General features: G+C 66.9%; 28 protein-coding genes and 1 pseudogene. 17 read left to right on the top strand and 12 right to left on the bottom strand.

Features of this window, described 5'->3' with window-relative positions; all coding sequences use genetic code 11:
• Window positions 1–52 precede the first annotated feature (52 nt).
• Genes BLT36_RS02515 through BLT36_RS02505 form a run of 3 tightly spaced genes read left to right on the top strand, consistent with a single transcriptional unit; the run spans window position 53 to window position 2,426 of the window.
• A complete protein-coding gene (locus tag BLT36_RS02515) occupies window positions 53–1,072 on the top strand; it encodes an SLAC1 family transporter (protein ID WP_092091650.1) in 1,020 nt (339 codons plus the stop codon).
• Window positions 1,073–1,130: 58 nt separating this feature from the next.
• Window positions 1,131–2,084 carry a GlxA family transcriptional regulator gene (locus BLT36_RS02510; protein ID WP_175529450.1) on the top strand — a complete coding sequence of 318 codons (954 nt, stop codon included), beginning with the start codon at window positions 1,131–1,133 and terminating at the stop codon, window positions 2,082–2,084.
• Window positions 2,085–2,126: 42 nt separating this feature from the next.
• Window positions 2,127–2,426 (top strand): putative quinol monooxygenase, encoded by a 300-nt coding sequence (locus BLT36_RS02505; RefSeq protein WP_092091646.1) that lies wholly within the window; start codon window positions 2,127–2,129, stop codon window positions 2,424–2,426.
• Window positions 2,427–2,497: 71 nt separating this feature from the next.
• Here BLT36_RS02505 and BLT36_RS02500 read toward each other — a convergent pair whose 3' ends face one another.
• Genes BLT36_RS02500 through BLT36_RS02485 form a run of 4 tightly spaced genes read right to left on the bottom strand, consistent with a single transcriptional unit; the run spans window position 2,498 to window position 5,221 of the window.
• Window positions 2,498–2,755 (bottom strand): glutaredoxin family protein, encoded by a 258-nt coding sequence (locus tag BLT36_RS02500; RefSeq protein WP_092091644.1) that lies wholly within the window; start codon window positions 2,753–2,755, stop codon window positions 2,498–2,500.
• Window positions 2,752–3,678, bottom strand: a complete 927-nt coding sequence (locus BLT36_RS02495) for a ketopantoate reductase family protein (protein ID WP_139166328.1) — start codon at window positions 3,676–3,678, stop codon at window positions 2,752–2,754. Before BLT36_RS02495 ends, BLT36_RS02500 begins: the two co-directional genes overlap by 4 nt.
• A 36-nt stretch (window positions 3,679–3,714) precedes the next feature.
• A complete protein-coding gene (locus tag BLT36_RS02490; RefSeq protein WP_092091639.1) occupies window positions 3,715–4,152 on the bottom strand; it encodes a DUF6841 family protein in 438 nt (145 codons plus the stop codon).
• 52 nt (window positions 4,153–4,204) lie between these two features.
• The gene (locus tag BLT36_RS02485; protein ID WP_092091638.1) at window positions 4,205–5,221 is read right to left on the bottom strand and encodes a LacI family DNA-binding transcriptional regulator; all 1,017 of its coding nucleotides are present in this window, start codon (window positions 5,219–5,221) and stop codon (window positions 4,205–4,207) included.
• Window positions 5,222–5,285: 64 nt separating this feature from the next.
• On the opposite strand from BLT36_RS02485, the gene BLT36_RS02480 reads away from it, so the two are divergent.
• Window positions 5,286–6,548 carry an MFS transporter gene (locus BLT36_RS02480; RefSeq protein ID WP_175529449.1) on the top strand — a complete coding sequence of 421 codons (1,263 nt, stop codon included), beginning with the start codon at window positions 5,286–5,288 and terminating at the stop codon, window positions 6,546–6,548.
• A complete protein-coding gene (locus BLT36_RS02475) occupies window positions 6,545–7,369 on the top strand; it encodes an MBL fold metallo-hydrolase (RefSeq protein ID WP_092091634.1) in 825 nt (274 codons plus the stop codon). The genes BLT36_RS02480 and BLT36_RS02475 overlap by 4 nt, the downstream gene beginning before the upstream one ends.
• A 97-nt stretch (window positions 7,370–7,466) precedes the next feature.
• Here the strand turns inward: BLT36_RS02475 and BLT36_RS02470 are convergent, their stop codons facing one another.
• Window positions 7,467–8,171, bottom strand: coding sequence for an SDR family oxidoreductase (locus tag BLT36_RS02470; RefSeq protein WP_092091632.1), 705 nt, complete (start codon window positions 8,169–8,171; stop codon window positions 7,467–7,469).
• Window positions 8,172–8,224: 53 nt separating this feature from the next.
• Between BLT36_RS02470 and BLT36_RS02465 the strand changes: the two genes are divergently transcribed.
• Window positions 8,225–8,752 carry a PrsW family glutamic-type intramembrane protease gene (locus BLT36_RS02465; RefSeq protein ID WP_092091630.1) on the top strand — a complete coding sequence of 176 codons (528 nt, stop codon included), beginning with the start codon at window positions 8,225–8,227 and terminating at the stop codon, window positions 8,750–8,752.
• A 206-nt stretch (window positions 8,753–8,958) separates the two neighbouring features.
• On the opposite strand, the gene BLT36_RS02460 is transcribed toward BLT36_RS02465, so the two are convergent.
• Together BLT36_RS02460 and BLT36_RS02455 are read right to left on the bottom strand one after the other, a co-directional pair.
• Entirely contained in the window at window positions 8,959–9,459 is a 501-nt protein-coding gene (locus tag BLT36_RS02460) for a GNAT family N-acetyltransferase (RefSeq protein ID WP_139166327.1), read from the bottom strand.
• Window positions 9,460–9,582: 123 nt separating this feature from the next.
• A complete protein-coding gene (locus tag BLT36_RS02455; RefSeq protein WP_092091626.1) occupies window positions 9,583–10,461 on the bottom strand; it encodes an aldo/keto reductase in 879 nt (292 codons plus the stop codon).
• Window positions 10,462–10,562: 101 nt separating this feature from the next.
• Between BLT36_RS02455 and BLT36_RS02450 the strand changes: the two genes are divergently transcribed.
• Together BLT36_RS02450 and BLT36_RS02445 are read left to right on the top strand one after the other, a co-directional pair.
• The gene (locus tag BLT36_RS02450; protein WP_175529448.1) at window positions 10,563–11,147 is read left to right on the top strand and encodes a TetR/AcrR family transcriptional regulator; all 585 of its coding nucleotides are present in this window, start codon (window positions 10,563–10,565) and stop codon (window positions 11,145–11,147) included.
• A 178-nt stretch (window positions 11,148–11,325) separates the two neighbouring features.
• Complete coding sequence (locus BLT36_RS02445; RefSeq protein WP_254787286.1) at window positions 11,326–11,889, top strand: alpha/beta hydrolase; 564 nt, start codon at window positions 11,326–11,328, stop codon at window positions 11,887–11,889.
• A gap of 63 nt (window positions 11,890–11,952) precedes the next feature.
• Here BLT36_RS02445 and BLT36_RS02440 read toward each other — a convergent pair whose 3' ends face one another.
• Window positions 11,953–12,672, bottom strand: coding sequence for an SDR family oxidoreductase (locus tag BLT36_RS02440; protein WP_092091623.1), 720 nt, complete (start codon window positions 12,670–12,672; stop codon window positions 11,953–11,955).
• Window positions 12,673–12,781: 109 nt separating this feature from the next.
• Between BLT36_RS02440 and BLT36_RS02435 the strand changes: the two genes are divergently transcribed.
• From BLT36_RS02435 to BLT36_RS18970, 4 genes and pseudogenes are all read left to right on the top strand, one after another.
• Entirely contained in the window at window positions 12,782–13,657 is an 876-nt protein-coding gene (locus tag BLT36_RS02435; protein WP_092094239.1) for a LysR family transcriptional regulator, read from the top strand.
• A gap of 152 nt (window positions 13,658–13,809) precedes the next feature.
• Complete coding sequence (locus BLT36_RS02430) at window positions 13,810–14,163, top strand: hypothetical protein (RefSeq protein ID WP_139166326.1); 354 nt, start codon at window positions 13,810–13,812, stop codon at window positions 14,161–14,163.
• A 529-nt stretch (window positions 14,164–14,692) separates the two neighbouring features.
• On the top strand, window positions 14,693–15,772 hold the full coding sequence (locus BLT36_RS02425; RefSeq protein ID WP_092091620.1) for an alpha/beta hydrolase: 1,080 nt from the start codon (window positions 14,693–14,695) through the stop codon (window positions 15,770–15,772).
• Window positions 15,773–16,259: 487 nt separating this feature from the next.
• A pseudogene (locus BLT36_RS18970) lies at window positions 16,260–16,445 on the top strand (IS30 family transposase); the annotation flags it as partial.
• 634 nt (window positions 16,446–17,079) lie between these two features.
• Here the strand turns inward: BLT36_RS18970 and BLT36_RS02415 are convergent.
• The 3 genes from BLT36_RS02415 to BLT36_RS02405 form a co-directional block, all read right to left on the bottom strand.
• Complete coding sequence (locus BLT36_RS02415; protein WP_254787490.1) at window positions 17,080–17,955, bottom strand: IS3 family transposase; 876 nt, start codon at window positions 17,953–17,955, stop codon at window positions 17,080–17,082.
• Window positions 17,952–18,305, bottom strand: coding sequence for a transposase (locus BLT36_RS02410; protein ID WP_092091616.1), 354 nt, complete (start codon window positions 18,303–18,305; stop codon window positions 17,952–17,954). The genes BLT36_RS02415 and BLT36_RS02410 overlap by 4 nt, the downstream gene beginning before the upstream one ends.
• Window positions 18,306–18,497: 192 nt before the next feature.
• Entirely contained in the window at window positions 18,498–18,989 is a 492-nt protein-coding gene (locus BLT36_RS02405; RefSeq protein ID WP_092091614.1) for a MarR family winged helix-turn-helix transcriptional regulator, read from the bottom strand.
• A 175-nt stretch (window positions 18,990–19,164) separates the two neighbouring features.
• On the opposite strand from BLT36_RS02405, the gene BLT36_RS02395 reads away from it, so the two are divergent.
• Window positions 19,165–20,127 carry a YhgE/Pip domain-containing protein gene (locus BLT36_RS02395; protein WP_139166324.1) on the top strand — a complete coding sequence of 321 codons (963 nt, stop codon included), beginning with the start codon at window positions 19,165–19,167 and terminating at the stop codon, window positions 20,125–20,127.
• Window positions 20,128–20,615: 488 nt separating this feature from the next.
• Here BLT36_RS02395 and BLT36_RS02390 read toward each other — a convergent pair whose 3' ends face one another.
• On the bottom strand, window positions 20,616–21,128 hold the full coding sequence (locus tag BLT36_RS02390; RefSeq protein WP_092091608.1) for a P-loop nucleotide/nucleoside kinase family protein: 513 nt from the start codon (window positions 21,126–21,128) through the stop codon (window positions 20,616–20,618).
• 660 nt (window positions 21,129–21,788) lie between these two features.
• On the opposite strand from BLT36_RS02390, the gene BLT36_RS02385 reads away from it, so the two are divergent.
• From BLT36_RS02385 to BLT36_RS18565, 4 genes are read left to right on the top strand one after another with little or no spacing between them, the layout of a single operon-like run.
• The gene (locus BLT36_RS02385; RefSeq protein WP_139166323.1) at window positions 21,789–22,127 is read left to right on the top strand and encodes a hypothetical protein; all 339 of its coding nucleotides are present in this window, start codon (window positions 21,789–21,791) and stop codon (window positions 22,125–22,127) included.
• Window positions 22,124–23,299 (top strand): zinc-dependent alcohol dehydrogenase, encoded by a 1,176-nt coding sequence (locus BLT36_RS02380; RefSeq protein WP_092091604.1) that lies wholly within the window; start codon window positions 22,124–22,126, stop codon window positions 23,297–23,299. Before BLT36_RS02385 ends, BLT36_RS02380 begins: the two co-directional genes overlap by 4 nt.
• A gap of 33 nt (window positions 23,300–23,332) precedes the next feature.
• Window positions 23,333–24,493: a glutathione-independent formaldehyde dehydrogenase gene (locus BLT36_RS02375; protein WP_092091602.1), complete on the top strand. Its 1,161-nt coding sequence runs from the start codon at window positions 23,333–23,335 to the stop codon at window positions 24,491–24,493.
• A 26-nt stretch (window positions 24,494–24,519) separates the two neighbouring features.
• Window positions 24,520–24,783, top strand: a complete 264-nt coding sequence (locus BLT36_RS18565; protein ID WP_175529447.1) for a hypothetical protein — start codon at window positions 24,520–24,522, stop codon at window positions 24,781–24,783.
• Window positions 24,784–24,862 lie beyond the last annotated feature (79 nt).

The following is a 24,862-nucleotide window of genomic DNA, read 5'->3' as shown; positions in this document are numbered from 1 at the left end:
CGACCTCGCTAACTTGTACTCTACAAGTCAGGTGAACGAAGTGAGGAGCACGATGGACGACGGATCGATACAGCCCCTCTCCCGGCGGCTGGTCACACTCGGCTCGTTCGGCGTTCCGCTCGGCCTCGCAGGCCTGGCCGGGTGCTGGACGACCGCGACGGCAGAACTGCACGCCGTCCGATGGCCGTCCGAAATGCTCTTCGCGGTCGCAGGCGTCCTGTGGGTCCTGCTCGCCGTCCTGTACGTCGTGCCCGGCCTGCGACGTTCCGGGGCGTTCCGCGCCGACCTCGAGCACCCGGGCTCCGGGCCCTTCGCGGCGTACATCCCGCTGGTCGGCCTACTGCTGGCCTCGCACTACCGCACCGTCCTCCCCGGAGCGCTCCTGGACTGGGTCTGCTTCGCGTTCGTCGTCCTGCTCGGCTCCGTTGCAGCGCAACTGGTGGCGCACTGGATCGCAGGGGGTGTCGAGCTTGCCGCGGTCCACCCGGGGTACTTCGTCCCGGTCGTCGCGGGGGCGAACGTCGCCAGCATCTCCCTGTCGAGCGCCGGACTCCACCAGGCGGCTCTCGGCGCGTTCGGCGCCGGCCTGTTCTTCTGGCTGATGATCGGGACGGTCGTCCTCATCCGCTTGATGACCGGATCCGCGCTGCCCGACACCCTGAAGCCGGCGATGACCGCGTTCCTCGCCGCCGCAGCCACCTCCAACCTCGCGTGGATCGTCGCGCACCCGGGACCCATCGGCGAAGTGCAGTCGATCCTCATCGGCATGCTCGTCTTCATGCTCGCCGTCCAGGCTGTGCTCGTCGGGACCTACCGGTCGCTGCCGTTCGGCGTCTCATGGTGGACGTTCACCTTCCCGCTCGCGTCCACCACGAACTTCGCCATCCGCTGGGCGGTCACCGTGCAGGTACCCGGATGGGAGGCGGCCGCATGGTCGGTCCTGGGCGTCGCCTCAGCATTCGTGCTGCTGGTCGCCGCAGGTTCGGTGGTGCGACGACCCCGGCGACGAGGGGCACACCGGGGCCGGCAGCACTCGGCCGGCGGGCGCGGAGCGGTCGCGCAGGGTGGGTGACTCCATCGACGGTGCACCCCACCTCGTCGCGCTGGTGACGGAACCGGACAGTGACCCGTTGGAGACAGCGGTGGTGTCGCAGGTGTTCGCGACGGCAGGACCCGTGCCCGGGCTCACGCCCCCCGGACCGGGCTACCGGCTCCGGTCCGTCGACGCCACCGACGAGGGGGCACTGCGGACCCTCGGGAGCGCGGGCACGGTCGTGGTCCCCGGATCAGCGGAGCCGTTCCGGCCTCGGCCGTCGGCGCTGTTGGAGGCGCTCCGGAGCGCGGCAGCCTCCGGGGCACGGGTGGTCGGACTGTGCGCCGGTGCCGTCATCCTCGCGCAGGCGGGCCTCCTCGATGGGCGGACCGCGACAACGCACTGGGTGCACGCCGAGGAGTTCTCCGTGCGTTTCCCAGCGGTGCGGTTGCGGGCGGGCCGCCTCTTCGTGGCCGACGGTGCGTTCTTCACTTCGGGCGGAGGCCTCGCTGCGGTCGACCTCGCGCTCCACCTGACTGCTCGCGACCTCGGCCGGGCCTATGCGAACGACGTCGCCAGGTACCTCGTGGCCGCCCCGCACCGAGCTGGAGGGCAGGCACAGTTCGTGAAGGACGCCCTCCGTGCTCCGACGGCAACCCCGCGCCTCCTCGAGTGGATGCGCGAGCACCTCGACGAACCACTGCCTCTGGAGCGGCTGGCTCGTGTCGAGCACGTCAGCGAGCGCACGCTCGTCCGCTGGTTCCGACGCGAAGTGGGCACCAGTGTCGCGGCCTGGGTTACGCACGAGCGGATCGAGCGGGCGAAGGTGCTGCTCGAGACGACGCGGCTGCCCCTGGCGCAGATCGCAGCCGCAACGGGGTTCGGGACGGCGGAGACCCTCAGACGGAACTTCCGGGCCCACGTCGGCGTCCCGGCATCCGCGTACCGGACGACGTTCGCCCACCGGGACGGGACGGTCTCAGGAGGACTTGGCGGAGACCGCGGTGCTGGTGGCCGGATGCGTGGGGTCTCCGGCCCGTTGTCGATCTAGCGTCGGAGCGAGGCCGGATCGGCCGGACAGGAGGAACGACAGATGGTGCAGAACGGATTCGTCGTGGAGTTCACGGCAGCAGCAGGACGCGAGGACGAGGTGGCAGCATTCCTTGTCTCGGCACGCGAGATGGTCGAACGGGAGCCGGAGACGATCACCTGGTTCGCGTTCCGGAAGGACAAACGGACGTTCGGTATCTTCGACGCCTTCGAAACCGAAGAGGGGCGAGCGTTCCACCTGCAGGGCGAGGTGCGGCGCGCGATCGATGCAAACGGCGAGCTCTTCGCTGTGCAACCGACGATCACACCGGTCGACCTGATCGCTGCCAAGCTTCCGCACTGACGAAAACACTGCCCGCGGGTCCGTCGGACACGGACCCGCGGGTCCCCGCAGGGCGTGCAATGTCGGACGGTTTAGGGGCGGTCGCTTCGTGCTGGGTCGAGGCGACGTCGGAGGCGGTCCGCGTCGACGAACCACGTGCTGTGGACTCGGCCGTCCACCATCACGACCGGGACGTCCTCGGCAAACTCCTCTCGGTGGTCGCGGTCTTCTTCGATCGACCGCTCGGTCAGGAAGACCCCCGGGAAGGTGGCGAGGACTTGTTCAACGACCATCCGCGCGTCGTCGCACAGGTGGCAGTCGACCGTCGTGACGAGCGTCACCTGTGTCACCGGACCATCTCCAGGGCCGCCTCGTGGACACGGAGCCGCACAGCTGCGCTTGCCAACAACGGTGTGTCGACGCCATGGATGCGCGCCTCGTTGAGCAATGCCCCGAGGATCGGCTCGACCTCGGTTGACCGGCCGGTTGCGAAGTCTCGGTACATCGATGTCGTGAACGGAGACCCAGGCTGCGTGATTGTCATCCGAATGCGATCGACCGCCGCCGCCCGCAGCGGGTGGCCAGCGCCCTCTGCCACCGCGCAGGCCTCCGCAATGATGGCTTCGATCGTCCCGAGACCGTCAGTGGCGGCGACGACCTCGCCGACGGGGCCGCCCAACAGGACCGTGACAGCGCCGGCCGCCGCCATGAAAACCCACTTCTCCCACATGTCCTGCGTGATCGTTGGCGAGAGCACTGTGCGGAATGCAGCTGGTTTGAACAGAGCCGCAATGTCGTTGGTTCGGACCGATGATCGGCCGTCGAGCTCACCGAACGTAATGCTCGCCTCGTTGCCGAGCCGACGGATGATGTGATCCGCGTCCAGCACCGTTCCGGTGACCGCGAGCCCGCCGAGCACGCGGTTGCCGAACCGTTCGGTGAGCGACGCGAGGTGCCGCATTCCATTGAGGAGCGGGAGCACGGTCGTCGTTGGACCGACTGAGGCCTGGGAATCCTCGATGGCTGCGCCGAGCTCCGGTGATCGCACCGCGAAGACCACTACGTCCGAGGAGGAGACCTCGTCCCGTGTGACCGACCGGACGGCGAGCCTGCGGACCGGTCCGTCCGGGACGGACGCGATGGCGAGCCCGGCCTGTTGTAGCTGTGTCCGGCGGTTCGGACGCACAAGGAATGAGACGTCGACGCCAGCGTCAAGGAGGAGAGATCCGAACAGGCCCCCTACGGAGCCGGCACCGATGAAGAGCACACGCATCACGCCATGATGCCCATCTGCATTGCGAATAACAAGTCAGAGGGTGGATGCGTCGGTGCCGAGCGCCTGGATCGCGACAGCGCGGATTCCCGCTTGCGTTCGCATCACCGTGAAGTGCACTGCGAGTCGCTCAATCTCGGTGCCGTCGTGTCGAACCCTGGACCAGAGGACCTCAACCGTCCCGCCGTTGGTGGTGTGGGCAACAACCCGGCGGTCGAGGACTTCGGTCCGCGCGTAGCCCGAGTCACGGAGGCGCGCAAAGGTGCCAGCGGCCCACTGCCGGACGGCGTTGTCGTCGGGCATAAGTGTCGCAGCACCATGGTCGTCGCCGACCCAGAGCGGTGACGCCCAGTATGCGCCGATGAACGCGGGGTCGTCCCGAAGAGCAGCTCCGGTCCACGCTGGGAGGTAGTCGTCGAAGAACCACTCGGTCAGTTCGGCGGTGGGCCGTGTGGTGTGGCTGATGTCGTGCATTCGGATCCTTTGTGCTCGTCGGTAGGCGGTCGTAGGTGCGTTGTTGATCCGCTCAGCTCGACCGGCGGTGCACAACGTGCACGCGGGCAGCCGCATCGCGGTCGGGTTCGGCGCCAGCCATGTCCACGCCCGCCGCAGTAGCCACGCGCAGCGCGATGTAGTGACCGATGCGGGCGTTGTCGAGCGAAACAGTGGTGAGTGGGGGTGCGGCGAAAGCCCCGACCGGTAGGTCATCCGCCCCGATCACCGCCACCTCATCGGGTACCGAGCGTCCGGCGGCCCGGAGTCGCGCCATGATGACGAGTGCGACGTCGTCGTTGAAGCAGCACACCCCATCGAAGCCGCCGTCGAGGATCTGGCGTACGGAAGATTCCACGAGCCCGGTTGTGAAGTCGAAGTCGAGCCGCGCGAGGTTTACACCGAGCCCCGCCGCGGCCGCGGCCTCGGCACCGGCGGCGCGCGCCGTCGACTGCTCGCGGGCTCGTTCGTCCACCAAATCGAGGTACGCGAGCTTGCTCCGCCCCACGTCGACGAGGTGCTCAACCTGCGCTCGGCCGATGTGTTCGTCCAGTTCGAGGTGATCGCCACCCCGGCCACCGTTTCCGACGTCGAGGCGGAGCAGCGGGACAGATTGGGCTGCAAGGAGTTCTGCATCGTCATCCGAGATCGGCACGAACGAGAGGACCAGCCGCGGTACGAACGTGGTCAGCACTTGCCGGAGCGAGGTCGCCGCGCCCGCCGTGCGCGAGAAGACGCAGACGAGGCCGGCCTGAGCGAGCGATGTGCTCATCGAAGACCACAAGAGCGCCGACGTCGACGACGGCATCCAGTCCGGCTCGAGCACGAGGATCGTCTCTCCCAGGCCCTGACGGAGCGCTCTGCCGTGTGCTGAGGGGATGTACCCGAGTCGGTCGGCAGCCTCCTGCACGCGATTGCGGGTAGCGGCCGGGATCGACTGATTGGGTGTCGCGTTCAGCACGTAGCTCACCGTCGCGCGGGACACACCAGCGGCGCGCGCAACGTCCGTACTCGTCACGCGGCGTTGGGAGGTCCTCCTTGACGTGGTCACGCGGTCAGTCTACTGTGCTGACACGTGTCAGCACTGACACGCGTCAGCGATTCGAGGAGGAACCGTGACTGAACAAATCCGGACGAGCCGAGTGGCTCCGCGGACAATCGGGACTCCACGAGTCCTGTCGACGCTCTTCCCCGGCGTCATCGGCCTCTACGGGGTCTACCAGGGCATCCAGCAAGCGTTGCTCCCCGCGCAGGTCGCTTCGATCGACCCGGCCAACAAGGTGGCCGTGGTCGCGCTCACCGCGCTGGTGTCGTCTGTGGCAGGGACGATCGCTCTGCCGCTCGGCGGTGCGCTTTCTGATCGCACCAGGGGTCGGTTCGGTCGACGGACGCCGTGGTTGCTCGTCAGTGCGGTGCTGACCGCTCTGGCGTGCGTATTGATGGCGCGGGCGACGACCGTTCCGCTGCTCGCGATCAGCATCGGCTTCGTCTGGTTCTTCGCGAACATCTACCAGAGCACCATCTACGCGGTCATCCCTGACCGTGTGCCGGTGCGACTCCGAGGCACGGCTTCGTCCGTTGTCGGACTCGGGCTTCCGCTCGGGATTCTTGCGTCCGTCAACGTCGTGACGCGTACGGGCCAGTTCTGGGGCTACGCCGTTCTCGGTCTCTTTCTCGTCCTGGCGACCGTGGTCTTCGTCTTGGTCGCGCCTGAGTCACCGGTGTCGACGTCCGAGGCCCGGGTACGCGCCCCGCGACTAAGTGCGGCGGCGCGAGCCGCCGCGTTCTTCGCAGGCTTCCGCCACCGGGACTTCACGCTGGTCTTCCTGTCACGGCTGTTTTTCTTCCTCGGCTTCTTCGCCGTGATCGACTACGTGTTCTACATCGTGAGCGATTACGTGGGACCGGAGAACACACCGTTCGGCGACGTGAATGGAGCCGTTGCCGCCGTTGCGTCGATCAACACCATCAGCCAGGTGGTCGCCATCGTGGCCTTCGGGTGGCTAGCGGACCGTCTCGACCGCAGGAAGATCGTCGTCGCGCTGAGCGCGGTGGCCATGGCCGCTGCGTTCCTGGCCCCGATCGTCGCACGAGACTGGACGGGCCTTCTCGTCTACGCCGTCGTCGGAGGCGCCGCGACCGGTGTGTACTTTGCAGTCGACATCGCGATCATGTCGCTGGTCCTCCCGAGCCGCGCGGACGAAGGCCGCGATCTCGCCCTCCTGGCATTAGCGACATCGGTGCCGGCGGCGACAGCACCGCTCGTCGCGGCGGGCGTCTTCGGCCTCACTGGTTCTTACACTTGGGTGCTCGTTTTGGGTGCTGCAGCAGCTGCGGTCGGAGCGACCTTCATGTTCGGCGTCAGGGGAGTGAAGTGACGAAGCAGCGAGCGGAAGTCCCGACTCTGTCGCCGGACTTCTCATCCATCCGAATCACCGCTCGCGTCACCCGAATCTACGACCGACTCGATGCCCAGATGTACCTCGTCGAGGGAGAACAGCGCGCGCTGCTCGTGGACACTGGGTTCGGGGTGGGTGACCTCGCGTCGTTCGTCAAGGGGCTGACCGTCAAGCCGATCACGGTCGTCATCACGCATGGCCATCTCGACCACGCATTCGGTGCCGGTTGGTTCGACGACGTGCATATGGCCTCCGCGGACTTCCCCGTGCACGCCATCCACAAGGAATGGGTCGAGGAAGTTCACGACGAAGCGCGTCGGGAAGGTCGGGCCGTCGCGCCAGCTGCATCACCGGAGCGCTTCCACGATCTCGGCGGCGGCAAGGTCTTCGACCTCGGCGGCATCACGATCCGCACGATCCCCATGCCGGGCCACACCCCCGGCTCACACGGCGTCCTGCTCTGCGAGGAGCGAACCCTCATCACCGGCGATGCAGCAAACCAGCGCACATTCCTCTTCGCCGACGACTCGTCAACGGTGATGGCGTACTCCGCGATGCTGCAACGTGTGTTGGAGGAGACGAGCGGGCTGTACGACCGAGTGTTCATCTCGCACGCGACTGGTGATGCCCCGGTGACGGTCCTACAGGACCTCATCGAGTTGAGTGGCCGTGTCGTCGCCGGCACAGATGACAAGATCCCCTTCTCGTTCCGCGAATTCTCAGCGTTGCTGGCCAGGCAGGTGCTGGAAGGTATCGAGGATCCGCGGGCGAATCTCGTGTACCGCCCGGATCGAGTGTGAGCCGGGCACCGAGCAGGAGGCCACGAGCGGCGTCGCCACCGCGTGCCGGCACCTCCGAGCCGTCGCAACCGACGGTTCAGAGGTGGCGGTGACGGCCTCAGCGAGCCAGGTCGGGGAACTGTTCCTCAAGGGGCGCGGACAGGAGGCGACGAACTTCGTCCGTCATCTCGTCGGCGATGACCTCGTACTGGTTGTCGCGAAGGCCGTCGAGCGCGGCATGCACTACGTGTGCGGGCGAGTTCTTCTGTACGTCGAAGTCCGCGATCATCGGTGTGTCCGTGTATCCGAGGTGGAGCCCGGTGACGAGCACACCACGAGGTGCGAGTTCGAGGCGTAGAGCATTTGTCAGTGCCCAGAAAGCAGCCTTGGTAGCCGCGTACGCTCCCCCGCCGGGGAACACCGTCCAGCTCAGAACCGAATGGACGTTCAAGAGCGCGCCTCCGCCATTCCGCTCGAGCGCCGGTGCGAATGCGCGGGCGAGGTCGAGGGCCCCTATCACGTTCGTTGCGAACATGTCGCGGACCTCGCTGATCGGCTGTGTCAGCAATGGTCCGCCTGCGAAGGTTCCCGCGTTGTTCACGACTACGGTCGTGTCTGCGGCGGAAGCTGCGGCAAGGGCGATCGCCTCACCGTCCTGCACGTCGAGATTCACCGGGACGACTCGGTCGTCGCTCCAGTCGAACGGGCGGCGGGTCGCCGCGTAGACGCGGCGCGCCCCGCGATCGAGTGACTGCTGTACGAACTCCTTGCCGAGCCCCCCGCTCGCCCCGGTGACGAACACTACTGCACTGTCGAGATTCATATCTCCTCCAGGAATACCTCTGACTTGCGATACGCAAGCGAGATTAGCGTGTCTTGCTGACCTCCCGCGCCTACCGGTCGCCGCTCCTTGCGGCGTGGCTGGTGTTCGTCACCGCCGCGTGGTTGGGGTTCGTCGAGGGCATCAGCTACATCGTCGGGGTGGTGACCCCGTTCCTCGACGGGGCAACGGTCCCCTCTGATCCGCCCTTCGACATGATGGTGGACGTCATCGTCCGGACGATCGCGGAGGTGTCACATCCCTTGATCACGGTCGGCGCGGCCGTCATCATCTGGATTGCCGCCAGGTCACTCCCGAAGGGCCGCGCCGTCGGCGTCGGGAGCCTGGCCTACCTCGGTGCCGCAGCGATCCACGGCCTCAACGACGCCGTGCTCGACGGCCCCGTGCGCGACTGGAACGTGGCGATCAGCATCGTGCTCACCGCCGTCTACGTCGTGGCGATCTTCCTGTTCTGGTTCCGTCCACAGGTCCGTCGCTTGCGACTGCTCGAAACCGACCACGCAGCCAACCGCGTCGAGGACGGGTCCTCGGTGGACGGTGCGTCCGGCAACGTCCACGACTGACTTGAGGACCTCCCGTCCGCTGGTCGGCGTGATCAGCGCGCATCCGGCCGTACCCGCCAGAGCCTCAGGGCGACCACCGCACCGAGCGACCACGAGCAGCCGGAGTCCCCAAAGCTGGCGGCAGCAAGAACCGCCTCCCAGCCGTCCGGCAGGGGATCCCGCATCGGACGGGTCGCGTCCGATGTTTCGCGATGCAAGCGTGGCGGTCAAACGATGAGCCGGAGGATCATCACGGTGCCGGAGGTGTGTTCCCGCACGGTCTCGAAACCGAACCGTTCGTACATCCCCCGGGCTCGGTGGTTCCGGCGCGCAACGTGAAGGCTGACCGCTTCGACGCCCTGCAGACGGCACGCCTCGATCATCGCCTCGAGGAGGCGACACCCCAGACCAAGTCCACGTCGCTCCTCGACCACGCCAATCACCAGCTCCGGGAACGCGTCATCAACATGACCCGATCTGGCCGCCTCCGCCGTAAGGAGAAGACACCAAGCCGCCCCAACGGCCTCGCCGTCTACTTCCGCCACAGCTCCGACATCACCGGCGTCGGTACCGAAGCCATCGATGTAGGTGTCCGGTTCATTGCGGAAACGGTGTTGCGCGTAGGCGGCCTCGTCCCAGGCGCGATCCCATCGCCATGCGATGAACACCATCCTGCGGAGGAACGCCTCGTCCGACGACACCGCCGGCCGAACGATTGTGTTGGTCAAATCTTCACCGCCGTCCCGCACGTTATCGGACGGGTCCCACCCCGAGGCCGTACCGGAGTCCGGGCGACCGGTAGCCGATCCACTACCGGTCGCCGCAGCCGGACTATGCCAACAGTGCGACGCTCAGCCCTCGGACGCGAGGTCGGTGATCATGGCGACCTCATAAGAAGTGAGGGTGATTTCGGCCGCAGCAAGGTTTGTTCGGAGGTGCTCGAGGCTGGTGGTTCCGGGGATGGGCAGCGTGTTCGGCGCACGGTGCAGGTGCCAGGCGAGGGCGACCTGCTGGACGGTGGCGTCGTGGTTCTGCGCAATCGGCTCCAGGGCCGCGGTGATCCGTTCCGGCTCGCCGCCATCGGCGATGCTCATGGGGTGCCACGGCGAGAAGACCGCACCGGTCTTCTCGGTCGCACGGAGCAGGTCCACACCCCGGCGGATACCCGGGTTGTAGAGCGCCGTCGCGGCAGCGATCGGGGTGATCGTCTGCGCGAGCTCGAACTGCTCGAGAGTGACGTTCGACAGGCCGATGTGCCGGATCAGGCCCTCTTCCTTGAGGGCGGCGAGAGTGGCGACCTGTTCCTCGAACGGGACGTCCGTGGCTTGCCCGCTGTGCAGGTAGTACAGGTCGATGCTGTCGACTCCAAGTCGCCGCGCGCTCATGTTGGCCGACTGGCGGAGGTAGTTCGGGTTGCCGACCGCGTCGAGGGTGGAGTAGTCGTAGCCGCCGCGGACGAAGCCGCCCTTGGTCGCGATGACCAGGTTCTCGGGGTAAGGGTGCAGGGCCTCTCGGACGAGGAGTTCGTTCGAGTGCGGTCCGTAGACGTCTGCGGTGTCGATGAACGTGACGCCGGCGTCGACGACTGCTCGGAGCAGGGCGATGCCGCCGTTGTGGTCGGGGTATTCGCCCCAGACCTGCTTGCCGGTGAGCTGCATGGCGCCGAAGCCGATGCGGCCGACAGTGAGGTCTCCGCCGATGGTGAGGGTCGAGGTGGTGAGTGTGGTCATGGCTGTGCCTCCCAGCCGTTAGCCGGCCAAGTTCAGAACCGAGAGGCTGTCTCTCGGTTAAATGGTAGCAGGTCTATCACATGTAGGGCATGATGAGGACTGTGACTTTGGCGGCGATGTTGGAAGCTCGGCGTCCTCGACGCCTTGATGCGCGGCGCAACTTCGACGCGGTCATCGCCGCGGCCACGGAAGCCTTCGGTGAAGCTGGTGCGGACGTGGGGACGGAAGAGATCGCGCTTCGAGCAGGCGTGGGCGTCGCGACGCTGTACCGGAACTTCCCAACTCGGATCGCCCTGATGGAAGCGGTCTATCTGGCTTCCGTGGACGAGCTCGTGAGCTCCAGCTCGGGCAGCGGCGACGTCGATTCCTGGACGGCGTTGCGTCGGTGGCTTGAGAAGTTCGTTGACTTCATGCGGACCAAGCACCCGGTGGTCTCGGTCCTGACCGAGCAGTCCGAGGTGTACGAGCCCACCCGTGACGCGATCTACGGCATTGCCGAGCCGCTGTTCGAGCGCGCTCGGGAGGATGGGCAGATCCGCGGGGGAATCGATGCTGATGACGTGATGCGGGTCATCTTCGCGGTCACTGGTGGACTCTACCGCGACGCTGCACAGCGGGGCCGTGCACTCCAGATCGTCCTCGACGGAATTCGGGCGCCTGCGTCCGACTGCGATTTCACGGGGTGATGCAGTCCAGGTATCACCGGTCACGGAAGAGGTCTTGGACGCGAGCGGCGGCCAAGCGACACGGTGAGTGGGACACGAAGGGACTTCCATGCGCTCCCCGCACACTCCGTACCCGCTGCTTGATCCGACCGCCGTGCTTTGGTCGTCCCGCCTCTTGGCCGGATCTGATCTGCTGATCATGATGCACGGGTGGAGCTACGACGAACGGCACCTGTTCACGCTTCGCGACGAGCTCCCCGAGGACCTGGTCATCGCGTCCGTGCGGGCACCGATCCCCGAGGCGGGCGGATACGCCTGGTTCCCCAGCGCCGGGAACCCGATCGGTGACCCGCAGCCGGCAGTGGCCAACGCTGCTGCGGACGCCGTCCTGGACTGGTACGACTCGTTGCCCACACCCCGATCGGTGGGGCTGTTGGGCTTCTCGCAGGGAGGCGCGATGGTGCTACAGATGATGCGCCGGCGTCCCGGCGTATTCGCGTACGGGGTGCAGCTCGGCGGGTTCGTCGTCAACGACACCCAGCCAGGCGACGGTGCCCTCCGATCGGGACGCCCACCGGTGTTCTGGGGTCGAGGCGTCCACGACGGGGTGATCCCCGCTGCCGCGGTGCGACGTACCGCCATGTTCAGCACGCAGCATTTGTCCATCACGGAGCGGGTGTACCCGGATCTCGGGCACGATGTTGCTGGCCGGGAAGTCCCCGACCTGGCAGCGTTCGTCACCGATCAGATCGCTCGTCGCTGACCGCAAGCGAGTGCCTCGCGTCGCGGGGGTTCGCGACGCGAGGCAGCCGGGGCGCCTGATCGTTCAGACGAGGAGCGCTCCGCCGTCGACGGGGATCGAGGTCGCCGTGATGAAGGGCTGCGTCATCGCGTACAGGAACGCCTGCGCGACGTCGCTCACCTCGCCGACGCGGCCGACCGGGAGCATCTGGGCCTGCTGGTCGAACATGGCCTGCTGGTCTTCGGCAGTCATTCCCGCCCAGAGGGGGCTGCGGATGATGCCGGGCTCGACGACGTTGACACGGGTCGGCGCCAGCTCGACGGCGAGAGCGCCGGCGAGACTCGTCGTCGCGCCGCACAGGCTCGATGCGACCGCCCAGCCGGCACCCGGTCGGGTGCGCGCTGACCCGGAGGTCAGGGTGATCGAGCCTCCCGGCCGGATGTGCTGCGCGGCCTTGCTGACCGCGTTGAGCGCGCCGAAGTAGCGCACTTGGAAGAACCCGCGGGCCTGGTCGAGGTCCAGGCCGTCGACGGGCAGCAGCGTGAGGGGGTCGCCGGCGGTGTAGACGAGGTGGTCGAACCCGCCGATCTCTTCGAAGAACGACGCGACGTGGTCGGCGTCGAGCACGTCGAGTGCCCGGCCCGTGGCGGAAGCGGTGAGTTCGCCCAGTGCGGCATCGACGCTGGACTGGCGGCGCGAGGCGATGACGACCTCCGCGCCGGCATCCACGGCTGCATGTGCCGTTGCGAGACCGATTCCGGAGGTGCCGCCGATGATCACGACGCGCTGATTGGTGAGGGACAAAGTGTTCCTTTCGATCGAACAGGATCGAGTGTGTGCGCTCGATCGCCAGCCCGTCCAAGACCTCTTCATCACGTGGTGAGACCCAACGGGTATGAGCCATGATGAGGGTGTGAACGCCGATCTCGACCTCCGGAAGCTGCGGTACTTCGCTGCTGTCGCGGACACGTTGAGCTTCGGTCGCGCCGCGGATCAGCTCCACATCGCTCAGCCGGTGCTGTCTCGCCAGATCCGTGCGCTCGAGCAGGAACTCGGCATGCAGCTCTTCGTCCGCGATACCCGCGGGACCGAACTCACCGACAGCGGACGCCTCCTTCTCACCGAGGCGCGCTCGCTGCTCGCTTCTGCCGCCGCGGTGCGTCGACGCGTCGCGATCGCCGCGCGCGGCGAAGACGTCTTCAAGGTGGGCTTCATGCCCGGGCTAACCGTCACCGACGCAGTGCGGACGTTCCGACGCGGTGCGCCGTCCGTCGACGTCCGGGTGATGCGTACCGGGTGGGAGGAACAGGTCGCGGTTCTGCATGACGGTCGTGCAGACGTCAGCTACCTCCGGGAACCCTTCGACAGTGCGGGCATCCAGACCGTGTTCCTCCACGAGGAACCCAGGGTCCTGATGCTCCCGACGGGGCATCCCCTCATCAGTGCCGACCAGGTGACGATGGAGGACCTGAGCGCTGAGGTGCTCCTGCAGGACCCGGCAGCCGTGCCCGAATGGTCCACCGCTGCGCCCGTTCGGCGTGCGCTCGAAGGCGCTACCCAGCGTAAATCACGAACCGTTGAGGAGAAGCTTGAACTCGTCGCCGGCGGTACCGGTATCGCGATCCTGCCGCTATCGACTGCCCGGTTCTACCGCCGCCCGGATGTGGCTTTCTGTGTCATCGCCGACCTGGCACCCACCGCGGTGCACATCGCCTGGGAGGCTAGCCGCTTCTCGGAGCGCATCACGGCATTCGTCGACGCCGCACAGGCCATCGCGGCTCAACGCTGACGGTTGAGGATCGGTCACCTGACACCTCACTCGTAGGCCGCTTCGACCCGTAGTCTCGGCACGTGACAGACCGGTTCTGGCAGCAACGCGATCCGATGGAGGTGCGCAGCCATGATGGGTCGGGGCGAGCGTCTGCCGGGTGGGTGGCCCTCGTGCTCGTAGCGCTCTACTCGGCGCTGCTGGCGCTCGTGCTCTCGGTCGCGAATAGTGTCACGGCGGCGGATCTCGCCAGCGCAGGCGCAACACGGCACCCGTTCGATGACCCTCCGGTCCTGGTTGCTCGGGCGGAGTTCGTGGTCGGGCTCGTCGGTGTCGCCGCGCTCCCCATCGCCCTCGCCGTGATCGCGCTCGGGTACCGCGGCGTGGTCCGAGGCTGGGTCGCCGGTCGACGAGTTGGCTGGGTGGCGCTCATCGTCGGCGGGGTTGGTCTGCTCCCCGCCCTCTTCGCCTGCTTATTCGGGATGCTGATCTGCGTACTCGACGGAGGAGTGGTCGCCGGTAGCTGACCATCGAAGCGCGAGAGTCTGTCTCGACAGCCGATCGCTTACCGGACAGCGTTCGCCACGCGTCGACGACCGGACCAAACATCAGTCCTGAAGGCGATCCCATCCAGCAAGCATGGGTACCGGATTGGTCGGCGAGCACGGAAGCCAGTCGTCCACCTCGCCCGCCCTGATGCGTTCATCGACACCCTCGAGCACTTCATCGAACGGTCTTCGGCCCAGACCGGCAGGAACACCCTCGACCCGACGAACTCGGAGCGCTGAGCGGACGATCCTCCACGACGAGGCTCGATCCCTGCAGGGTTCGAGCCTCGTCATGTCTGGTCAACCGGCTCATACGGATGCACCCGGGAACGCCAACCCGAGTGCCGACATCAGAACTGCGCGCTTGCAGCGCCTCGACGGAGGATCCGGTCTGCTCACATGGGTGCAGACGTTGTTGATAGCTCGGCGACGACGAGCAGCCCGTTGATGAGCGTCTTCGTAGCGTCCGCCCCCGGTGCCCGTCCCGAGGACGTGAAAGCCTCCGATCATGCAATACGAGATGGAACTGGACGCGGCCGAACTGATCGAAGAGCGTCGTCAGCAGTGGCATGTGCTTGGCATCACGGACGCCATCATGGATTCCGTCGGTGCACGAGTCACCGACATGTGGAACAGCGGGTCGGGGTGCTGGGCAACGGAATGGAGCCGTGAAGCGCAGCGAGCTGCGGACGAGGGCAATCATGCTCTTGCGGTCGCGCTCTACGGTGCAGCGAAGTTCCCCGTACTCGGCAGCCCGGCCCATGCAGAGGCGTACCGAGCTCAAGTCGCAGAGTTCTTGGAACACGCGCCGCAGACGCAGGACACGGTGGTCTTCGAACGCATCACGTTGCTCGCCGACATCGGCGGCATGGCTGTCGAAGTCGCAGCACACGCCTACGGTGAACCAGGCCTGAACGCGGACGCACCGATCGTCCTGGTCTTCAGCGGCGTCGACACCTGGAAGATCGAGATCGACGACGTCGCACGCTCGGCCGCACGGATCATCGGCGCGCGAGTTCTGACCATCGACATGCCTGGTACGGGCGAGGCCCTCGTGGCGAACTCCATGCACGGCGAACGGTACGTCGAAGCCGTCCTCGCCGCTTACCGCGAGTACTGGCCCGCGGCTCGGAAGGTCGCCGCCTTCGGGTTCAGCTTTGCCGGGCATTGGACGATCAAGCTCGCCCTCATGCAGCGTGTTGACGCTGCAGTCTCGATTGGAGGGATGATCGACGACGCGCTGCAGGAGCCGAACGTACGGGCGCTGCGATTCGGCATGAAGGGAATCTGGGGAAACTCACTTCGACCCGAGGCCCCACTCGACGACGAGACCCTGGTCAAGGAGATGGCGAAGTTCTCGCTGCGCTCGCAAGGGCTGCTCGAGGACGGTGCCAGAAGCGCGCCGCTACTGTTCATCAACGGGGATAGAGATCAACACTCAACGCCGACGGACGTGGATCCACTCCGGTCCATCCCAGGCGCAACCGTGCGACTGATCCCTGAAGCCACGCACTGCGCAGCTGAACACCTCGGCACGGTGATACCGGAGGCGCTGCTCTGGCTGCGCAGGACACTGGCCGGAGAGTGAGCTTCGCCGCAGAACTTCGTCGGCATCTGCACGACGGCCGGCGTCAGCAGCCGTTCGTGGTTGACCGGTCCATCCCTGATGGAGTTGACCGATGAGGGGCGGTGGGTGCTGGCAACGGATGCGCACTCTGCTAATTACTGCTCGCTGACGCCTTTGGGCCACGGATCAGGTGGATCCCGCCCGTGATCGCCATCCTGCCGAGGCCTATCACGGCGACGATGAGCAGGGCCGCTGTCGGCACGAGCGAGCGCTAGCTGCAGTTCCCCTGAGGTTGTGAACGCGGCGCCGAGGGTCGAACAGTTCGGCCACGGCGCCGCGGCTGGACACTGCAAAGCGCCACACCCCGCTGCAGCACCCCCTCAGCCGCTTACTCAGCGGCATCAACGAACCGAATCCGGATCACGCGGCTCCGAGATACCGGTGACCGGCACTCCTACTCCTTCCCAGACCCAGCAGGAGGCGAGTCCTACTTCCGCGTGCCGAGCGCGGCCTGTTCCGGCAGTACTTCCCCAAGTCAACCGACCTCACCGTCCACAGCCCGGACCGTCTCCTCGACGTCGCTGCTGAACTCAACGGCCGACCCCGCAAAACGCTCCGCTACCGCACCCCGGCAGAAGCATTCGAGCAGCTCCTGTCAGACCCGAAACAACCACCCGTTGCACCGACCCCTTGAAACCGCCATCGGCTATCGAGACGGGTGAGCGTGGTGTCATACTCAGTCCGTGGTCCTCGGCGGCGGTGCTCAGTTCCCGGATGTCGATGCGCGATTCGACGTGCAACCTCGACACCTCTTTGGCCCGTTCTGGCAGTTGACAGTCACCGATACCGTGCTGGGGTGCAACGTGGGCGTCGATGGGGGCGGGCTCCTCACCGGCTACGGATCGGTTCGGAGGGCAGCGCGGTATTCGACGCGCTTCTATCTCGCGAAGCTTGCGCGCAGAGAACGGCACGGGAGCTGGTAGCGGATCGGTTATCGGGACGGGTCGACCTCACGGAGGAGTAGCGGCGACCAGTTCGATTTCGACGCGAGCGCCGAGGGGAAAGCCTGCGACGGTATGAGCTCTGCGCAGCTTCGGTTGCGCGCTACCCTCTGCGGGGGTCTCGATCTGCACGAAGGTCGCGTGGGACTGCTCGATCTCACGGTCGAGTACGACACCAACCACTACCGGCACAACCCAGCTCCGACTACCGTCGAAGCGGCACCACTGAGCCTCCAGTAAATCCGGGGCGGAACACAAGCGGTCTGCCGGTCATCGCCAATTCGTCCTGACCTGTCCCGGGTTTTCCGGACACGTTCTTTGTGTTGATCATGCCGCGGTTTCGGCGGCGTTGTAGAGATTCTCGAACTCGATGGGTGAGTAGTAGGCCAGGGCGGAGTGGCGGCGAGTGGGGTTGTAGAACGCTTCGATCCACTCGAACATCGCCGACGCCAGGTCCGCACGGGTTGGCCAGTCGCATCGGTCGAGGAGCTCGATCTGCATCGATCCGAAGAACGACTCCATCAGCGCGTTGTCATACGCGGACGCGACCTGCCCCATCGATCCCAGGAGCCCGGCTTCGCGGAGCCGGCTGCCGAACAGCCAGGACGTGAACTGCGCTCCACGATCCGAGTGGACGATGGTTCCCGTGGGCTGATGACGCCAGGTGGCCATCTGGACCGCGTCGACGACGAGCTCGGTGCGGAGGTGATCCGCAATCGACCAGCCCACGCAGCGGCGGGAGAACACGTCGATCACGGCCGCGCAATACACCCACCCCTCGCCGGTGCGGTGCTGGGTGATGTCAGTGACCCAGAGCTTGTCGGGAGCGTCCGCGACGAACACCCGCTTCACCCGGTCCTGGAACACCGCCGGCAACCGACCCGCCCCGCCAGTGCGCCACTTCCGGTGGTGCACGCCCTGCAAGCCGGCGATCCGCATCAGCCTCTCGACACGACCGTGACCGATCCGGCACCGCTGTCCGAGGACCAGTTCCGCATGCACACGCCGGACGCCGTAGGTGCCGCGGGAGCGGGCATGGACGACCCGGATACGGTCGACCAAAAGCGCGTCGTCGACATCACGCTCACACGGGCGACGGGAGCGCCACTCGTAATAGCCCGATGGTGAGGCCTGCAGGACCCGGCACGTCACCGCGACGGGCACCCCGTCATCGGCGAGCTCGCGAACGAGCCGGAACCCTATTTTGGGAGCACGTTCTCCCGCGCGAAGTACGCGCTCGCGCGTTTGAGGATCTCGATCTCCATCGCCTGGACCCGGTTCTCCCGACGCAATCGGACCAGCTCGGCCCGCTCATCACGGGTCATGCCCTCGGCGCGGCCCTCCTCGATGTCGGCCTCGCTCATCCAGCGGCGCAGACCGGACTCGCTGATCCCGAGATCCTTCGCGATCTCCCGGACCGGTTTCTCACCCTGCCGGGCAAGAGCCACAGCGCGGCGGCGGAACTCCTCAGGCTCGCAGCAGGCATCACGGACTCCTTCTCCGGGACGATCATCGCCCCAACTCAGGTGTCCGGGAAACCCGGGACAGGTCATCCACCGTCTGCGTATCCATTGGTAGGTGCGTTGTTGCTGCGTCGTGAGCCGATACGCTCCCGAGCCCCACCGTCCCGTCCTTCCGATGTTGATGCGCCGGTTCGGCCCCTAGTGACATGACGATCGGCCTCGGCGGGTTCGGCCTGCCCCCTGGTCGCCACTGACCACGGGCGGCTTCACTCAGATCGGGGTTCAGCGTTCGATCGGCGGCGCGGGTACGGAGCGCACGGAGCTGCGGTCGAGCGCAATCGGGTTCGCCGTGACCATCACGCGGCGAAGCGCCTGCCGGAGGTCCGCCGCGGCATCGGGCGTGAAGTCTGCGAGCAGCTGTTTGTTGGCAATGTCGAGCAACTCGGTCGCTTGATCCGCGACGTCGGTGCCGTCAGGGGTGAGGAAAACGCCGATGACCTTTCTGTTCACTGGATGGGGGCGGCGCTCCAGTAGCCCGCGTTCTACCAGGGGCTTCACAGCGGTGTGCACCGACTGCGGTGTGATGAACAGCCGCCGGGCGAGTTCCGCCGAGGAGATACCGGGTTCCTGGGCGGTGTACGACAGTACGCCGAGTTGCGCGACCGTCAACTCGACAGGCTGCAGTGCCTCGACCATCACGCGCCCCACAAGGTGCGCCGCCTGCCACAGCAGGTAGCCGAAACGGCCGGTCGGGTCGGGAAGCTCATGGTACATTTTTATCAGTCACCTGACATGATCACAGATTGAGGATGATTTGAGCAGCGTACCCGACTCGTCCGCCACAACGGGCGAGCAGACACCACCCGAGCGCCACCATGGCCGCCACGTCCCGCAGCGACCACCCCGTCGGGGGCACCGGCGTCATCTCCCCGGGGCCGTCATTCCGCTGGTGGTCGGTCTGGTCATCGGTCCGGTCTTTGTCGCGCTGTACCTCGCTGCGTTCCATGCACCGGTTCCGCACCATTTGCCGATCGGCGTGGTCGCGCCTGAGCAGGTGGTCACTTCAATCGAGCAGCACTCCGCTGAACACGGCGACGCATTCGCGGTCACGACGTTCCCCACCGAGCGCGATGCACGCGACGGGGTCACCGATCACACCGTCGACGGTGCACTCATCGTCGACGACGGACGGGCGCACCTGTTCGTCGCCGGTGCGAACGGACCCGCGGTAACGCAGACCTTGGTCGGCGCGCTCACCCCCGTGGCGACCGCGCTGCACATCGAACTCTCAACGACAGACCTGAAACCGCTACCCGCCGGCGACACCCGGGGCCTGTCGGTCTTCTACGCTGCTTTCGGTATCGTGCTCGGTGCGTTCCTCTTCGGGTTGACGATCATGGGCGTCGGCCGCTCGCTGCCCCACGTCTGGCGCGCAGCGAGCGCGGTGGTGTTCGCGGTCCTCGCCGGGCTCGTCGTGGCGTGGCTGGTGGACACCGTTTTCGGCGCGCTTCCCGCCCCGTTCCTGCTGGCGGCCAGCATCATCGCCATGCTCGGACTCGCGATCGCGGTGTCGACCGCCACACTGTTGCGGGTGTTCGGCGGCGCCGGAACATTCGTGGCGTCGATCGTCCTGCTGGCTTTGGGTAACGCGACGAGCACAGGTGTCCTGCCCGCACAGTTCTTGCCCGATTGGCTCGAGCCGTTCACCCATGTGCTGCCCGTTGGCATCGCGGTGCGAGCACTGCGCGGTGGTGCCTATTTCCAGAACGATGGCGTCGCAAGTGCGTTCGTCGGCTTGGCGTTGTGGATCATCATCCCGGCCGCTGTCTTCGTGCTGGTGCATGAGTTTCAGATCAGGTCTGACCGCGCGCCTGGAGCGAGCTCGGATGCTGGCGGAATTCCTGCATCATGACTCCGCAATGACGGACCGGACGTGGACACGGGCGAGGCGGCCGGAAGGCCACCTGTCATAGCCGTCACGACGGCGCGGAAGGCGCTGCCCAGTTGCTGACGCGCGGACAAGCCTTCGAGCCGGAACGCCGACTTTGTGCGGCAACTTCGTTCGACACGGCGATCGAGCTACCGAGAGAAGGTCTGCGATTCGCGAGAGGCACAAGGGTCGACTCTGAGCCCGCCCGCCAGCGGCCTGCACGAGCGAGAAGGAGAGCGTGCGATCGGGCCCCTGTTCTTGGAGCAGCACACCAGGCAGCCAGGCGGCCTGATGACGGTTGCTGCCGCTGCAGGACGAGCTGGCGACGCCTCGTGCGACATCGACGAGCTGTCGACGTGGCTCATTCTCGCTCCGTTCCGATTGGGAGTTCCGGTTCCACCGTGGTTCCGCTCCGCTCGCGTTCCTCGCGGACCCCGTCTGAGCGAGCCGAGCGCCCGGTCGAGCATCGCCTACCGGGCGTGGAGTTCGAGGTAGTCAAGGGCCTGGCGGATCGCTTCTTCGAGGGGGCGGGTACTGTCGATGACGAGCCGATCGTCCGTGCGGGGCTCGTACTCTTCGGCCGTGCGCTGGACTTCGTCCCACGTCGGCAAGGTGAACCCGGGCAGGTCGTTCGCACGCTGTTCCACGCGGCGACGGAGTTCGTCGACGTCCGCACACACGACCTCGATCACGCGCAGCGGTACCCCAGCGGCACCCGCGGTTGACACCCACCCCGCCCGAGCGGGTTCAACGCCACTCACCGCGTCCGCGATGACCACCTGACCTCGCTGCAGATTCGGCACTGCGATGGCGTGCATGATCGAGTACGCGGCGATCCCGGACTGCTCGCGCGGGATCTGGTACTCCCACATTGCGCCTTCGATCGCATCAACGCGAAGGGTCAGCGCGGGCGTCAACCCCGCGATCGCAGCAGAGAGCGTTGACTTCCCTGCGCCGGGAAGACCACAAACCTGAACCAGCATCGACAACTCCTTCGTTGGCCAGGGCTCTTTGTCTATCGGTCATCGACGCGCGGCACCAGCGAAGTGGATACGTTCACCGAAGCGCCGATGACGTGTCCGAAAGCCGATCTTCCACCGGGCAGACCACCGGGACCGAGCCGCGGTGATCGAGTCGGCGACGACCCGACGATGCGCTCACCGGCCGGACTGGTGACGAACAGATGAAGAAGGATCGCGGATGTGCCAGCGCCCCCGTGACGGCACTGCACGGATCCTGTCCGGTCCGCGCTGAGGCGGTCGCCGCGGTGGTGACCGCCGGTCCACGGAACCGCGTATGGGCGCCTCGTGTCCCGGACAGACCTGATCCCGCGCCGACGCCGCCCGTCGCAGCCTGAACTCGCGGGTCCGGACCGTGCGCGTGCCGTGGCCCTCGACTCGTTGATCAGCATCGATGCGACTCAGGGAGGCCGCGATGAAGACGTCAGTTCCCAGGCGACCGGATCGGTTCCGGCTCGCCGTCCGGGTCCCGCGTGGGGGAGGTCCGCGATGAGGGCCAAGGTGTTCGGAGCCGCGGTGGCGGCCTCCGCGATCGCCGCAGTGGTGGTCGCACGACGACGGTCCGGGGCGTCTTCCGGTGCCGGCACACCATCGGCACCGCGATCCGGATGGCTCAGTGTGACGGTGTACCGCGACGCAGGCGACGTGATGCCCGGTGGACGCGTCCCGCCGCCGCTCACCGGCTTCGGCGACGGCCTCGAGGTCGAGGTCCGTCCCGCCCCCGGCGACAAGGGGACCGAGCTGCGCGCCCGGTTCCGGCCGGACGGGCAGAGCGGCTCACACGGGGGCGCACACGACGGACGGGGTCGGCTGCGCGCCGCACTCCGCGAAGCGAAACAACGCATCGAGGTCGGCGAGGTGCTCCGGGTGGACCCGGTGCCCCACGGCCGGAGGACCGCGACACCGACGGGTCTGCTCGTCGACCTCGCATCCGCACGCAGCAACGAGGGAGGCACACTGTGAAGGCGCTCTGTTGGACCGGGGTCAACGAGACCGCGGTCGAGACGGTGGACGACCCGAAGCTCCTCAACGACCACGACGTGATCCTGAAGGTCCGGCTCACGACGACGTGTGGGTCCGATCTGCACCTGCTCGGCGGGTACATCCCGACGATGCGTGCCGGGGACGTCCTCGGACACGAGTTCATGGGCGAGGTGGTCGAGACCGGGTCGGCGGTCACGAAGCACCGCGTCGGCGACCGGGTCGTCGTCTGTTCCTTCATCGCCTGCGGGAAGTGCTGGTACTGCGCGCACGGCCAGTTCTCGCTCTGCGACAACGGGAACCCCAACCCCGGCCTGACCGAGGCGATGTGGGGATCACCCATCGGCGGCTGCTTCGCGTACAGCCACGCACTCGGCGGGTTCGCCGGTAGCCACGCCGAGTACGTCCGGGTGCCGTATGCCGACCAGGGCGCCTTCCCGGTCCCCGACGGCGTCTCCGACACCGCGGCCTTGTTCGCCTCCGACGCGGCCCCGACCGGTTGGACCGGCGCCGACCTCGCCGGGATCACGCCCGGCGACACCGTGGCGGTCTGGGGTGCCGGCGGTGTCGGTCAGATGGCCGCGCGAGCCGCGATGCTGCTCGGTGCCGAACAGGTGGTCGTCATCGACCGGCTGCCCGAGCGCCTCCGCCAGGTCCGCGAACACATCGGTGCGGAGACGATCGACTACACGCGGGACAGCGTGCCCGCGGAACTCAAGGAGCGGACGGGCGGCCGCGGACCCGACGTGTGCATCGAAGCCGTCGGCATGGAGGCGCACAGCACCGGCCCGCAGTACCTGTACGACCAGGTCAAGCAACAGCTCCGGCTGCAGTCCGACCGTCCAACCGCACTCCGTGAGGCGATCTACGCGTGCCGGAAGGGCGGGAGTCTCTTCTCCCTCGGGGTGTTCGGCGGCCTCGTCGACAAGTTCCCCTTCGGCGCGATCATGAACAAGGGGATGACCGTCCGCGGTGCGCAGCAGCACGGACACCGGTACATCCCGATGATCCTCGACCGCATCGCCGCCGGTGAGATCAGCACCGAGCACCTCGCGACGCACGTCCTCCCGCTCGAAGAGGGTCCGCGTGGCTACGACATGTTCAAGAAGAAGGAGGACGGGTGCGTCCGCGCCGTCTTCCGCCCCGGCGCGTGACGGCGTTGGCCGACGGAGAGAGCAGGAACGACGATGAAAGCAGTCGTGTACGACGGCCCGCGCAGGGTCAGCGTCAAGGACGTCCCCGACGCCCGCATCGAGCGCCCGACGGACGCTCTGGTCCGGATCACCACCACGAACATCTGCGGCTCGGACCTGCACATGTACGAGGGCCGCACCGACTTCGAGACCGGACGGTGGTTCGGCCACGAGAACCTCGGGCAGGTGATCGAGGTCGGCGACGGTGTGGACAAGGTGCAGGTCGGCGACTGGGTCGTCCTGCCGTTCAACGTCGCGTGTGGACACTGCAAGAACTGCGAACGCGGGCTGACGAACTACTGCCTCACGGCGCAACCCGAACCGGCACTCGCCGGCGCAGCGTACGGCTTCGCCGACATGGGTCCCTGGGCCGGCGGACAGGCCGAACTCCTCCGCGTGCCGTGGGCGGACTTCAACTGCCTCCGGTTGGGTGAGGACGCCGAGGAGAAGCAGACGGACTACGTGATGCTGGCCGACATCTTCCCGACCGGGTACCACGCGACCGAACTCGCCCACGTCGGCCCGGGCGACCAGACCGTGGTCTACGGCGCTGGTCCGGTCGGCTGCATGGCCGCGTACTCCGCGATCCTCAAGGGTGCGAGCAAGGTCATGGTCGTCGACCGGCAGCCCGACCGACTCCGGAAGGTCGAGGAGATCGGAGCGATCCCGATCGACGATTCCGCGGTCGATCCCGTCCAGGCCGTGAACGACCTGACGATGGGGCTCGGGGCGGACAACGGGTGCGAGTGCGTCGGTTACCAGGCTCACGATCCCGACGGACGGGAACGCCCGAACTCGACCCTGAACCAACTGGTGCGGTCCGTTCGGTTCACCGGGTCGATCGGCGTCGTCGGTGTCTACGTCCCACAGGACCCCGGCTCCCCCGACGAGCTGGCGAAGCAGGGTGCCGTCGCCTTCGACTTCGGCGAGTTCTGGTTCCGCGGCCAGACGATGGGGACCGGGCAGTGTCCCGTCAAGCGGTACAACCGGGCACTCCGCGACCTCATCGCGAGCGGACGCGCGACCCCGTCCTGGATCGTCAGCCACGAGCTCCCGCTCGAGCAGGCACCGGAGGCTTACGCCCACTTCGACGCCCGCGACGACGGCTGGACGAAGGTGGTCCTCCACCCCGAGTCCGTTCCGGCGCCGGCCTGACCGACGCCCCGGGTGAACGATGAACGATGAACGACCGGACACTGTCCCCGCGCCGAGTCACGGTGTCCGTGGCGATCGGGACTCATCTCGTTGACGCAGGTGTGGCGCAAGTGCGCGCGGCAGGACCCCGCCTCCATCGCGGCGGTGGCTCGTTCGCGGCACCGGAGGTCGAGCCGGACGACAGCGAGACCCGGCGGAAGGCGTTGCCGCACGCGCTGCTGTCGTACTTCTTCGGCACGGTGCCGATCGCGGTGGCCATCAACCTCGTGACCAACCTCAGGCAGAGCTGACGTCGCAGGTGGTCCCGTCCGGACGGCCACCTGCTCTGGACGGCTGACGAGACGGACTGGAGGCGCGGTGCGGGCTGGC

It is taken from the genome of Curtobacterium sp. UNCCL20 (genome assembly GCF_900101675.1).
In the GTDB taxonomy this organism is placed as follows: domain Bacteria; phylum Actinomycetota; class Actinomycetes; order Actinomycetales; family Microbacteriaceae; genus Curtobacterium.
This window is presented reverse-complemented; position numbering and strand designations above follow the sequence as displayed.